Origin of the sequence: Salinibaculum salinum, from assembly GCF_037645885.1 — an archaeon.
Classification (GTDB): domain Archaea; phylum Halobacteriota; class Halobacteria; order Halobacteriales; family Haloarculaceae; genus Salinibaculum; species Salinibaculum salinum.
Map to the genome: position 1 here is coordinate 19753 of NZ_JBBENW010000025.1, position 12443 is coordinate 32195.

General features: G+C 62.1%; 13 protein-coding genes and 2 tRNA genes. 6 read left to right on the forward strand and 9 right to left on the reverse strand.

Going from position 1 to position 12443, the window contains the following annotated elements; genetic code table 11:
• Positions 1–93 precede the first annotated feature (93 nt).
• The 3 genes from WDJ60_RS17095 (at position 94) to WDJ60_RS17105 (ending at position 4016) form a co-directional block, all read left to right on the forward strand.
• Positions 94–1080 carry a DUF5784 family protein gene (locus tag WDJ60_RS17095; protein ID WP_340101919.1) on the forward strand — a complete coding sequence of 329 codons (987 nt, stop codon included), beginning with the start codon at positions 94–96 and terminating at the stop codon, positions 1078–1080.
• A gap of 144 nt (positions 1081–1224) precedes the next feature.
• Entirely contained in the window at positions 1225–3021 is a 1797-nt protein-coding gene (locus WDJ60_RS17100; protein WP_340101920.1) for an ABC transporter substrate-binding protein, read from the forward strand.
• The gene (locus WDJ60_RS17105) at positions 3018–4016 is read left to right on the forward strand and encodes a phosphatase PAP2 family protein (RefSeq protein ID WP_340101921.1); all 999 of its coding nucleotides are present in this window, start codon (positions 3018–3020) and stop codon (positions 4014–4016) included. The genes WDJ60_RS17100 and WDJ60_RS17105 overlap by 4 nt, the downstream gene beginning before the upstream one ends.
• Here WDJ60_RS17105 and WDJ60_RS17110 read toward each other — a convergent pair.
• Together WDJ60_RS17110 and WDJ60_RS17115 are read right to left on the reverse strand one after the other, a co-directional pair.
• Positions 4004–4615 carry a rhomboid family intramembrane serine protease gene (locus WDJ60_RS17110; protein ID WP_340101923.1) on the reverse strand — a complete coding sequence of 204 codons (612 nt, stop codon included), beginning with the start codon at positions 4613–4615 and terminating at the stop codon, positions 4004–4006. The two genes, WDJ60_RS17105 and WDJ60_RS17110, sit on opposite strands and share 13 nt — an antisense overlap.
• 162 nt (positions 4616–4777) lie before the next feature.
• Positions 4778–5149, reverse strand: coding sequence for an SHOCT domain-containing protein (locus tag WDJ60_RS17115; protein WP_340101924.1), 372 nt, complete (start codon positions 5147–5149; stop codon positions 4778–4780).
• Between the two features lie 178 nt (positions 5150–5327).
• Between WDJ60_RS17115 and WDJ60_RS17120 the strand changes: the two genes are divergently transcribed.
• Entirely contained in the window at positions 5328–6722 is a 1395-nt protein-coding gene (locus tag WDJ60_RS17120) for a permease (RefSeq protein WP_340101925.1), read from the forward strand.
• Positions 6723–7181: 459 nt separating this feature from the next.
• Here WDJ60_RS17120 and WDJ60_RS17125 read toward each other — a convergent pair.
• Positions 7182–7253, reverse strand: a tRNA-Thr gene (locus tag WDJ60_RS17125).
• 48 nt (positions 7254–7301) lie between these two features.
• On the reverse strand, positions 7302–7973 hold the full coding sequence (locus tag WDJ60_RS17130; protein ID WP_340101927.1) for a DUF7114 family protein: 672 nt from the start codon (positions 7971–7973) through the stop codon (positions 7302–7304).
• 60 nt (positions 7974–8033) lie between these two features.
• Between WDJ60_RS17130 and WDJ60_RS17135 the strand changes: the two genes are divergently transcribed.
• Together WDJ60_RS17135 and WDJ60_RS17140 are read left to right on the forward strand one after the other, a co-directional pair.
• Entirely contained in the window at positions 8034–8726 is a 693-nt protein-coding gene (locus WDJ60_RS17135) for an enoyl-CoA hydratase/isomerase family protein (protein WP_340101928.1), read from the forward strand.
• A gap of 26 nt (positions 8727–8752) precedes the next feature.
• Positions 8753–9421, forward strand: coding sequence for a co-chaperone DjlA (locus WDJ60_RS17140; protein ID WP_340101929.1), 669 nt, complete (start codon positions 8753–8755; stop codon positions 9419–9421).
• A gap of 4 nt (positions 9422–9425) precedes the next feature.
• On the opposite strand, the gene WDJ60_RS17145 is transcribed toward WDJ60_RS17140, so the two are convergent.
• From WDJ60_RS17145 to WDJ60_RS17165, 5 genes are all read right to left on the reverse strand, one after another.
• Positions 9426–10268 carry an NAD+ synthase gene (locus WDJ60_RS17145; protein ID WP_340101930.1) on the reverse strand — a complete coding sequence of 281 codons (843 nt, stop codon included), beginning with the start codon at positions 10266–10268 and terminating at the stop codon, positions 9426–9428.
• Between the two features lie 312 nt (positions 10269–10580).
• Positions 10581–10651 (reverse strand) — tRNA-Gly (locus tag WDJ60_RS17150).
• Positions 10652–10798: 147 nt separating this feature from the next.
• Positions 10799–11029 carry a hypothetical protein gene (locus WDJ60_RS17155; RefSeq protein ID WP_340101931.1) on the reverse strand — a complete coding sequence of 77 codons (231 nt, stop codon included), beginning with the start codon at positions 11027–11029 and terminating at the stop codon, positions 10799–10801.
• 68 nt (positions 11030–11097) lie between these two features.
• Positions 11098–12087, reverse strand: coding sequence for a mannose-1-phosphate guanylyltransferase (locus WDJ60_RS17160; protein WP_340101932.1), 990 nt, complete (start codon positions 12085–12087; stop codon positions 11098–11100).
• A gap of 54 nt (positions 12088–12141) precedes the next feature.
• Positions 12142–12429 (reverse strand): DUF7091 family protein, encoded by a 288-nt coding sequence (locus WDJ60_RS17165; protein WP_340101934.1) that lies wholly within the window; start codon positions 12427–12429, stop codon positions 12142–12144.
• Positions 12430–12443 lie beyond the last annotated feature (14 nt).

The window sequence follows — 12443 nt, forward strand, 5'->3', positions numbered from 1 at the left end:
TACGTATCAATGTAACGGTTAATAGAGGTATTCGGTCGGATCAACGTCCCGTGGCCGACAGTATATATGTGCCCACCGACCTAGAACTCCCCAGTGGCAGGGCCGATACGATTTCGACGCGATACGCGACAGTGGACCAGTGAGCGGGTCGATAGAGACCTCTACGCGCCGTTACACAGCCGTTTCGGCGCCAAGCGGCGCGCGCCGGCTCACGACCCACCGCCGGGGTACGAGGCGTGCCAGCTCCGCATGGACAACGGCGACCTCGCACTCTTTGCGTGGGGAGAGGACGCGTTCTGGCTGGGTAACACCGAGACCCCGAAGAGCCTCTGGCGGACGGACAAGTACACGTTCTCCGAAGTCCCCTATCCCGTCGCGCGATGGGCACAGCGGGAGTTGCTGACCGAGCTGCAGGTCTCGGACCCGTGGCTGGCCGAGTACGCCTACGTCTCGTGGTACTTTCTCCCGGTGCTGTTCTCGAAGGACGGGCAGGAGACGACGCGGGCCTTCTTTCGGGAGCACGCGTCAGGATTTCCTGACGCGACCCGCGAGGAGGGACTGCAGTTCTATGACCGCCTCCTCTCGGCGACAGACCTGGACGACCACCGGTACACGATGGCATCGAAACTCGGCACCAGCGAAGCGGTCGACCTCGTGCGGATGCGCGCGACGATGGCCGAGTTCAACGCCGCCAAGCTCCTGACTGACACCGGCTACGACTACACGCCCGAGGTCGCACTGGATTCGGGCCACGCGCTCGATTTCCGCGTCCACGAACCGAATACACTCGTGGAAGTGACACGACCGGAACCGCCGACGCGCCGACGGGCAGGGACGCCCGCAGCCGCACTCCGAGAGACGGTCGGTGGAAAGACGAACGACCAACTCAGCGCCCACGCAGACGCGGTGGTCTTCGCCGACTGCTCGTCGTTCCGGGACGACGAGTGGAATGCCGTCGCCGCCGACCGCCCGGCAGCCGGGCACGAACCGGCCGTCGTCTACCGAATGCGACCCGACGGAACCGTCGCAGGATACACCCGTGGTGACGTGCCACTGGCACTCGATGCTCTCCTCGAATGATGACCGGACAGCGCCGAAACGCCACGACGTCGAGCACCGTGAAATCCCACTACGGCGGACCACAACGACCGCGTTTCCGTGGTGCGGTTTCGGGATTAATCAGCAGTCTTATATATGAACTAACTATTGTACGACATAACAGAGATGAGCGGTGAGCACGCCAACGAGGAGCGGGCCGTCAGCCGGCGTGCAGTCCTCGGGACTGCAGCAGGCGTCGGTGCAGGGTTGGCCGGCGGTTGCGTCGGCCCAGTCCGAAACTTCCTCGGTGGCGGCGGTCCCTCCCAGCTTTCACTGACAGTCAAAGCGGTCCCCGCAGACACTGACGCAGTGGTCACACAGATTGCGCGCCAGCTTGTCAACCGGCTGGTGGACGTTGGCATCGACGCACGCGTCCAGCTGGAGTCCCGAACGGAACTCCGTCAGGACGTGTTGATGAACAACGAGTACGATATCTACATCGACGAGTACCCGGCTCACGACGAGCCCGACATGATGCGTCCGATGATGCACTCGGTGTTCACCGGCGAGGCGGGCTGGCAGAACCCCTTCGACTACACCGACCTGACGGTGGACGAGCAACTTGGAACACAGCGAGCGGCGACCGACAGCGACCGACAACTCGCCGTCGACGAACTCCAGCGGAAAACTGCCCGTGAGCAACCGTTCGGCGTGCTCGCCTTTCCGAAGGACATCTGGACGGCACGCACCGACCGCTACACCGGATGGGACGAGTTCTCGCCGACGAATCCGCTGGCGTTTATCGCGCTCAACAAGCGCGACCGCGCAGAGGACGGCGAGGGTCGACTCCGCGTCACGACGACCGACGAAAAGCCAACGGAAAATCTGAATCCGCTGTCGGCCGTTCACCGCTACTACGGGACGTTCACGGACCTGTTGTACGACCCGCTGGGTCGCCGTTACGACGGGAGCGTCAACCCGTGGTTGGCCGACGGCTGGGACATCGAGCGGTCCGGCGGCACTACCACGGCGACAGTAAACCTCCGGTCAGGCCTGCGCTGGCACGACGGGCAGCCGCTGACTGCCAGCGACGTTGCTTTCACGTTCCGTTTTCTGAACGATACGACGCTCGAAAACGGCGAAGCGGAAGTCCCGGCACCGCGCCTCCGGGGTCGTGCCGCGCTGGTCGAATCGACGGATGTTCGTAACACGCGGACGGTCGAATTGCAGTTTGGAGAGACGAACCCGGCGGTTGCACGACGAGCGTTGACGGTACCGATACTCCCGGCGCACGTCTGGGAGTCGATGACGGCACGGGCCTCGGCAGCCGGATTGAACATGACGCCGTACCCGACGGAAGCGCTCGTCACGTCGAACAGCGAGCCGATGGGTAGCGGCGTCCTGCAGTTCGAGGGAGCGACCAACGGCGAATCGCTCGTCTTGACTCGGTTCGACGATCACTTCCTGCATCGCGACCCCTCGACAGAGCCAGCAAAGTACTTCACCGGCGGCGTCCCGTTCAATCGGCTCTCGGTCCGAATCGTTCCCTCGGACGCCGCCGCAGTCGAACTGGTCGCCGACGACGAGGCGGACGCGACAGCGATGAGTATCTCTCCGAACAGCGTCTCCCGGGTCGGCGAGTACGACAGTCTCGAACTGTACACGGCCGACTCACGGACGTTCTATCACGTCGGCTTCAACACCCAGCAGGTCCCACTCGGAAACGGTCACTTCCGACGGTTAATTATGCGACTGCTCGACAAGGAACACATCGTCGAGGAGACGCTAGACGGCTATGCGACACCCGGTGTGACACCGCTGAACGGCACCGACTGGGTTCCCGCAGACCTCGCCTGGCAGGGGCACGACCCACAGGTTCCCTTCATCGGCGACAGCGGGACGTTCGATACGGAACGAGCCAGGAAACTGTTCAGAGACGCTGGCTTCAAATACGACGACTCTGGGAGGATGATAGCTAGATGATACTGTCGCTTCCGCTTGGCTTACTCAGACAGATCGTCCTCGTCGTCGGTGCCCTCCTCCTCTTCTTTTCGCTGACTATCATCGGCATCGGCCGCCTCGGGCGATTACGCCGCAATCTCGTGAGTCGCCTCGAAGCGGTGTACCCCTACATACTGCTGCTTGCCATCGTGCTGGTGATAAATTCCCTCGTGAGAACGTACGGAGAGATACTTTCTTGGCTGCTAGACTGGCAGGTAACTGGGGCTATCTACTCTATCGAGGGAGACCTGGTTGCGAACCTCCAGGCGTATCTGACCGGGGGCTTCCTCACTCTACCGGGGGTCGCGCAACTGACCGCCAGCGTTCAGGAGTACACCGGCGTCGTCCCCGCCGACCAGGTCATCGCCTTCTTTTCGTTCATTTACGTCTACGGCTACGTGTTCCTGATGGTCTTTCCGTTCGTCGCCTATCTCGCGAAAGACAGGATGGGATCCTTTCGGACGCTGATGCTCGCCTACGCGTTCAACTACACCATCGGCGTGCTCTGTTACGTCCTGTTTATTTCCTACGGGCCGCGGAACCTGTTGTACCCCGAAGTGCAGTCGCTGATGTACGAGTGGTGGCCGCGCTCGCAAATACTGACTGGTGAGATCAACACGAACACGAACGTCTTCCCGTCGCTACACAGTTCCATCGCGGCGACGGTCGCACTGCTCGCCTACCGCACGCGAGACACTTACCCGGCGTGGCTGTACATCTCGACGTCAATCGCACTCGGCGTCCTCGTCGCCACGATGTTCCTCGGCATCCACTGGGGCGTCGACGTCGTCGCCGGCGTGGGGCTTGCAGTCGTGAGTATCGTTCTCGCGGACAAGGTGACCGACGAGAACGGAGAAAACGCCTGGCTGAATCGGGTGGCAGAGCGCGCCGTCAGCGCGCTCGACCGGCGCCTCCGGCTCACCCGAGAGTGGTTCTCGAATCTCCGCTCGGAGGAGACTGACAGTCAGAGTCGGTAACTCGCGTTCGACGACCGCCGCCGGGGGATATCGAGAGCACCAACTCGACCGGCAGCCAGTCCGCAGGCCAGCCCCGTCGCGTGACCGATGACCGCAGAGCCCGGACCGCTGGCGACCACCGTCACAACGACGACGATGAGACCGAACAGGACGGTCTGCGCACGAGCGGACAGCTGGACGCGGTCGAGAATCCGCGTCGAGACGACGTTCCCCCCGAGCAGATAGCCCAGAAACGCGAGAACTGCACCACTAGCACCCCAGACGGCGTGTGGCGGACCGACCAGCCCCCCGAGAAACACCTCCGCCAGCCCGGAGAGCGAACCGGTCGCGAGGAAGAACACGTGGTAGCGGATAGCGGTCGTCCTGCGGGCGACCAGCGGTCCGACGACAACCAGCGCGACCAGGTTCGCCAGCAGGTGTGGGAGGCCGCTGTGGGCGTAGACACTCGTCACGAGCGCCCACGGGCGCGCCAGCACGGTCGCATCGAGGACAAAGAGGAGATACTCGACCGTCCAGAACAGGCTAATGACCTGCTGGGCGAGGAAGACGACGAAGATGACGGTGAGCGTCTGAAGCGTCGGGCGGCCACGCAGTCGCATACCCAGTATCGGGGTTCCATCGGCAAAACCCTCCGGGATGAACACCGCCCCCCTGTCCGTGGCACGGCGGCTATGGGTCTACGCACGTGGGGAGAGAAGCTTCCGTCGTATGTAGGGATGTTCGACTGCTCCCAATCATTGCGCAGACCCGTGCTGCCCTGATCAGAGATCCCGTTCGAGGGCGTCTCGGCGTTGTTCGTACTCTTCGTCAGTCAGTTCGCCACGAGCGTACGCAAGACGGAGTTCTTCAAGCGCCTGATCCGAATCGCTATCACGTCCCGTGACTGTCCGGTAAATGAAGTAGCCACCGCCGATGAGGACGACCAGAAACAAGATTTGTATCACAATTCCTGCGATGAACATCCAGCCCGGGATCGTTCCGCCGCCCCACATTCCACTCCCCCACGTTCCACCCATCATCGGACCGAATCCCATCATTCCAAAGCCCATGAACAGCATCGGGAAGATGACGAACGCACCGATGATGAGGAGTACAATCGCGACAAGTCGTGTATCGTCTGCCTGTTTTGACATGTTTTTTCTCCGTGAGGTCCGCCTCTAGCTCTCAATACGAGGTCACTATTCAATGTGGTTGCGGCTTCGATTCCGCTGTCCTAGTTCGAGTTTTTCCGTAGATTCCATAGTTTTGGTGCCAGATAGGATTGATTTTCTAAGGGGAATTGCAATAGATTAGCCCTCCGTTGGTACACCTATGCAGGCGACGATACTCAACGGAGTTCTCGAAGCACTCCGTATCGGTGTCGGATTTCTCTGGACGGCGGTGTGGGCGATTATTATGGGGCTTACAATCACGAGTCTCGTGCAGGTGTACGTCTCGAAGGAACGGATGGCACAGCTTCTCGGCGAGGGTGATTTTGCTGGAGTAGCGAAAGCGACCGTATTCGGTGCGGCGAGCAGTGGGTGCAGTTTCGGAGCCGTCGCCATCGCCAAAGGGCTGTTCAAAAAAGGTGCTCACGCCGTGAACTTCATGGCGTTCATGTTCGCGTCGACGAACCTCATCGTCGAACTCGGATTGATGATTCTCATTCTGCTGGGCTGGGAGTTCCTCGTTGCTGAACTGCTCGGCGGCCTCATCCTCATTGCCGTCATGGCAGTCATCGTTCATCTGACGCTCCCGGAAAGCCTCTTTGACGAGATTCGAGCAACGCTCACTGCGCACGACAGGGAATCGGGTGTCACTGAAGACCCCACCTGCGGGATGGAGGGCAAAGACGAGTACACGCTCACGACCGATGGTGGTGAGACGCTGAAATTCTGTTCTGAGGGTTGTATGGAGACGTATCTGCAGGAAACGTCGAGCAATGGCGGCTGGCGCGAGGAGTTGTTGTCGTGGGGTGGCTGGTACAAGGTCGGTAATCAGTACCGCAAGGAGTGGTCGATGATCTGGAAGGACGTTATCGCGGGCTTTCTCATCTCAGGGTTCGTAATCGTCTTCGTCCCGCAGTGGGTGTGGAACACGCTGTTCATTCAGGGTGATGGCCTGCTCGTAACTGCCGAGAACGCAATTATGGGAGTCACCATCGCCGTTATCAGCTTCGTCGGCAGTATGGGCAACGTCCCGTTCGCGGTCGCCCTCTGGGGCGGTGGCATCAGCTTCGCGGGCGTCATCGCGTTCGTCTACGCCGATCTCATCACGATTCCCGTATTGAACATCTACCGGAAGTACTACGGCTGGAAAGTCATGCTGTACATTCTCGGTGTCTTCTTCGTGACGATGGCATTCACCGGCTTCCTCATGGAGTTACTGTTCGACGCCTTCGGCATTGTTCCCGATCTTGCAGGCGGGGAGACGGCGGCCGAGCAGACCTACTTCGAACTCAACTACACGTTCTACCTCAACCTCATCGCGTTCACCCTCTCCGGCTTCCTCCTGTTCGTCTACCGACGGGGACTCGGCGCACCCGGACAGTACCGAGACCCAGTGTGTGGGATGCGAACCGACGATGACAGTCCGAGCACTTCGCACGAGGGAACCACGTACTACTTCTGTTCAAGCGCTTGCAAGCGAGCGTTCGAAGACGACCCGGGGACGTTTGCAGAGCAGGGTCCGCAGGTCACGAGCCACGGTCACGACCATGACCACTGATGGTGTGAGTTCTCTCCGGTGCTCCCGGTAGGTTACCTCCTGTCTCGGGTTTAGATACTCTTGCGAGCCATCGGGGACGAGAACGATTCCATCGACTTTGTTTTCTTCGCTGTACCTCATTTTCGACACCTCTGCCTAGAAGCTAGAACTAGTGGAGCCCAATTTTTAATAATGTACTGTTTCATCCATGATACTTTTTGATAACCACAGGACTGCGTCGGTGTACCCGAAACACACCCGGGTACTCGTTCTTGCGCAGTGGACATTGTTTCACCGACGAAGAACCCGATAACTACCGGACGTTACAGGGAGAGAAAGCCTAGGCCGGAATTTGAATCCGGATTCAGACGTGCTCGCTCCGCTGCGCGCGACTGACAGGGATTCAAATCCCGCATCCGGTGTCACCGACCACAGCGGTCGCTCGGCGACGAAGCGCCTCGCAGAAGTGTGGTCGGATGAAGCCTAGGCCGGAATTTGAATCCGGGGTCTCGTCCTTACCAAGGACGCGCTTTACCGCTAAGCTACCCAGGCACGCATGAGTCTGTTGCGTCGTACTGTCTTTAGGCGTTTCGATTCGCATCACTGGTCGGCGGACGTTGTCACACCTGCACCGCCGGTCGCATCCGTCCCGAGTCGGCCGATAGTGTCCGTGACCGTCTCGGGAAAGAACGACTCCGCGTCTGGGAAGGGGCTCCCGTTTGCCATATCCGCAGCGAACTCCCGGAGACGTGGTGCGACGCCGCCGTCTGCCAGCGTCGCGCCGGCGACGACGGCCAGTTCGAGGACGTTTGCTTCCAGATTCCGCGCGAGCGCGGCGTCGCCGGTCTCCCGGCTGACGGTCTGGTCGCGACCGAATGCACGGACCGTGCTGACAGCAGCGTCGGCAGCTTCCGTTCGCGCGAGCAGGTAGAACCCCCTGGCGACGAGTACGTCGGCGGCCAGCACCGCGAGGTCGCCGTCGTCTTTGTCGCCCGAGAGCCACGGCTCGTCGTCGGCGAGCTGTCGGGTCAGTCGCAGCCCATCGTAGATGAGCTGGACGCCGGCTGCGCGCTCTGCGACGGGCTCTGATAAGGCTCCATTTGGAGCGTCGACACTAGCTGTGTCGAGGGCCCGGACAGTGAGTATCGTCAACACGCCTGGTGCCATCGACCCCTCACCGAGCTGTGTTTCGATACGCTCCCGGAGCGGTACAGGTTCGACGTCGCCGACTGCATCCATCGCGGCTCGGCGGACCGCCGCGGCTTCCTCCATCAGACCGTTCTAGCGGCGGGGAAGGCAAAGACCTTTGGAAACAACGAGGAAGTAGAGACCATGATACGGAGCACGGCCGAGGACGAGTACCGCGTCGTGACCCTCGACCGCCCGGACCGCCGCAACGCGCTCACGCGTGGTGGACTCGACGACCTCGTCGAGGTGTTCGAGACCGCCAGCGAGCCAGTCGTCTACCTCTGCGGGGCCGGCGACGCTTTCTGTGCCGGTGCAGACCTCGACGTCGTCGCCGACCTCGACAGCGACGAGGCGGCTGCATTCGCCGAGCGCGGCCAGGACGCGGCAAACGCCATCGCCGACTACGACGGGGCAGTCGTCGCCGGTATCGACGGCCCGGCACGCGGCGGCGGCGTCGAACTCGCACTCGCCTGTGACGTGCGCGTGGCCACGCCCGCCGCGACGCTGGCCGAAACTGGCGTCGCGCTGGGCCTATTCGGTGCGTGGGGCGGGACCACCCGCCTGCCGGCAATCGTCGGCGAAGGCAACGCGCTGGACCTCTCGCTCTCCGGTCGGACCGTCGACGCCGAGGAAGCACTCGAGATGGGACTCGTCAGCCGCATCGTCGCCGACCCGACGACAGTGGCAGCAGAGATCGCGGCCAACGACCCCGACGCAATCCGAACGATCAAAACACGCATTCGAGACCGAGCAGACAGCGACACGCAGGAACGTCGCGAGGCCACGGCGTTCACGAGTCTCATCGAGTCGTTCGAACCGCCGAACCGAAACGGCTGAGTGTCTCAGACTCGTCGGAGGGGACAATGCCGGAGTGCAACTACTGTGGCGCCTCGTTCGAGGACGACCAGTCACACCTCGAACACCTCCGGAACGAACACGAGGGGGAACTGGGAACGATAGACAGTCGCCGGGTCGAAGCGGAGTTCGGGACCGGCGACGACAACGATGGACTGCCGACCGGACCGGTCGTCCTCGGAATTGTCCTCGCGGTCGCTGTCGCCATCGTGGGTTACGTCATCTTCGTCCACGGTGCTGGCGGTGCTGGTGGGGCGGGGACGGTCAACGGTATCGACGTGGCACAGACGCCCGGCCAGCCGAGTCAGAGCGAACACGGGCACGGTCTCATCAACGTCACCATCGACGGGCAGGAACTGGACTTCAGTCAGAGCCAGTTCCAGCGCCCCCAGGAGTTCGCTGCCTTCCACTTCGAGGGTGGCGACGGACGTGTCTGGCACAAACACGCTTCCGGCGTCACGCTGGAGTACGCGATGGCGACGCTGGGCATCGATGTAAGCGACGACAGCGTCACCTTCGACGGCACGACTTACCGCGACAGCGACACCGGGACAAACGTCACGGTCACCGTCGACGGTGAGCCTGTCGGCCCGGAAACGTACGAACTCTCGGGGTCGAGCGACCAGCGTCCAGAGCAGGGTGATTTCATCCGTATCATCGTCACGACCGAAGGCTAACCACTCAGTACAGCGGTCCCGGCCCCGGTGGGAACTCCCGCTTGTGTGCACTCCGCTCGAACAGCCCGGCCACTCGCTCGACGAGGCCAATCTCGACACCGATGTGATGTGCCGTCGCCGACGGTGAGAGCGGCCCGTCGACGTGGAGTGCCAGAATCGAATCGAGCGTGTCGTAGTCGACGCCCATCTCCTCCTCGTCGGTCTGGTCTGCCCACAGCTCCGCGCTCGCGGTCTTGGCTGCCAGGTCTTCTGGAACACCGAGGTGACGGGCCAGCTGTCGGACCTGCTGTTTGTACAGCGGCGCAATCGGCAGACAGTCGACAGCGCCGTCACCGTACTTCGTGAAGTATCCCACGAGCGCCTCACTTCGGTTTCCGGTCCCCAGAACGAGGGCGTTCCGGCTGTTGGCCGCGAAGTAGTTGAGGACCGCTCGTAGTCGCGCTCGGAGGTTCCCCACGGCAGTCCTGGCACGGTCTTCGTCGTCCGCGTGCATCGACTCGGGTGTCCCCTCCAGCACGGCATCGACCATCGGCCCGATCTCGACGACATCGTACTCGATACCCAGCAGTTCGCTGGCGACGCGCTCGGCGTCGCTCATGTTCTGGTCGCGGTTGACCTCGCTCGGCAGAACCAGTCCGTACACCGAGTCTGTGCCGAGCGCCTCGACTGCGAGATACGCGGTGAGTGTGCTGTCGATACCCCCAGAGAGTGCGATAATCGCCTCGTCGACGCCAGCAGCGTCCGTCGACGCTTCGATAAACGTCGTGATGTGCTCGCGGTACGCCTCCAGTTCGGACTCCGAGAGAGTGAGGTCCAGCGGGTTTTCGGCATGCGCTACGTCAGACATGGATAGCGGTTGGGGCTGCACAATAAAATATGGTGCGTTCGACAAAGAAGAGTGGACGCGTGTTAGATTTCAGAGACACAAAGGGAGGCGCTGGTCGGGACTGAGCGGAATCGGAGATTCCGCGAAGGTCGTCGCGACACAGTCGCGACGGGACCGAGCAAACGCGAAGCGTTTGCGAGGGTCGGGCGGCGAACGACCGAAGGGAGTGCGCCGGCCGGGAATTGAACCCGATGCCAGACCTCACTGCGTTCGGTCTGCCGTGATTCAATTCCCTCTGGCGACTTCGCTCCTCGCGTCCACTCGTCGCAGAAGTGCGCCGGCCGGGAATTGAACCCGGGCTATGAGCTTGGGAAGCTCATGTCCTACCACTAGACCACCGGCGCGCATCGCTCACTTCGGTCGCTCGCGCGCCGAGCCCCACCTCGCTTCGCTCGGTGAGACACCGGCGCTCACTCGTTCATAGACAGTCGTCCCCTAATGGATGTTTCCCTTCACCGTGCCGTGCACACTCAGGGATTTCCCGGCCGTTTTCAGGGCTGATTCCGCGACTGATCGAGAACAATCTTTTCCTCAGACAGTGTCCCCCAGACGACGACGACAATCGCCGTTGCAGCGATGAGTACCACGAACAGCCTCGTGGCCGAATCGACCGCAAACACCGGCACCTCTGGGAATAGAAAGGACAACGAGAGATATCCAAGCGACGCAACTCCCGTCAACAGCGAGAGCACGACGACCCAGAAGCGAACGAGTGTGTGCATCGTTTGATACTGAACGCCCAGCAATATATCTCTTTCTCAAGTTTGATACTGGGACCCGGAGTAACCGATCACTCTTCGTCTAACTGGGCGACGACTTCACGGACGCGCTGGGACTGTTCGCGGGGGACGACGAGGGTATTTCCGTCGTACGAGGCGACGACGAGACCGTCGACGCCGACGACGCTGACGTGGCCGTCGGAGGCGAGAACGCAGTCGGACGCGTCGATTGTCAGGCCCTCACCGAGTATGGTGTTGCCGTCGCTATCGCTGTCGAGAACGCGACCGACGGCGTCCCACGATCCGAGGTCGTCCCACTCGAAACTCGCGGGGACGACGAACACGTCGTCGGTGCGTTCGAGGACGGCGTAGTCGATGCTCACCGATTCGACGACCCCGAAACCACGTTCGGGGTCGCCGTCGTCGAGTGCGTCAACCAGCGGTGCCAGTGAGGAGTCGCGTGCAGCGTCGAGGAGTGCAGTTGGGGTCCACGCGAAGATGCCCGCGTTCCAGTAATGACCCGCCTCGACGTACGTTTGTGCAGTGGCTTCGTCGGGTTTCTCGACGAACTGGGCGACGCTGGCGTAGCCGTCGCGGGTTTCGCCGGGTTCGATGTAGCCGTAGCCGGTGGCTGACCGGGTCGGCTCGACACCGACGGTGACCAGTCCTTCTGTCTCGGCAGCGACGAGGGCAGCAGTTCGGGCAGTGGTTGCGAAATCACCCGCGATGTAATGGTCGCTTGGCATCGAGAGGATGACACAGTCGCCAATCTGCTCGCGGACGCGATGGGCAGCGTAGACGAGCGCCGGGCCAGTATCGCGGGGTTTGGGTTCGGTGAGAACGCCGGCCGCGGGCGCGTGTTCGCGCACGTCGTCCGCGTACGCGGGTCGAGTCAAGACGTACGTCTCCTCGGCGAAGCCGGCCCGGTCAACAGTCCTGGCGAGCAACGAGCGGTCACCCCCGAAAGAGAGGTGCTGTTTCGGACGGTCGGGACTGCTGGCGGGGTAGAGACGCGTGCCCCGACCGCCAGCGAGCACGACCGCGACGAGTGGAAGGTCCATATGTACCCCACGGCAAGCGGCCACTAAATCCCCGGTGGAACGCTCGATTCGGGCCTACTCCCAGGTCTCGACGCACCCGGCGTGGATGTCCTCGACACAGCCCTGGCAGTCTGGGTGGTCGCTCTCGAAACAGGCCGGCCTGGCGTCGGCATCGAGTCGGGCAGCCCGGCGCTCGGCGTAGCGGCGACAGACAATCTGGGCACGACCCTCGTCGTCAGTCGGGAGGTCCGCGAGCGCGCTCTGGCGGGCGCTGTCGAACGCGCGCCGGGCCTCCTCGTACTGTCGGCCCGCGTTCCGAATGGTGGTCTGCAAAAAGCGCGTCAGCCGGTCCCGGTCGGTCATTGCCAGTAGTTCGG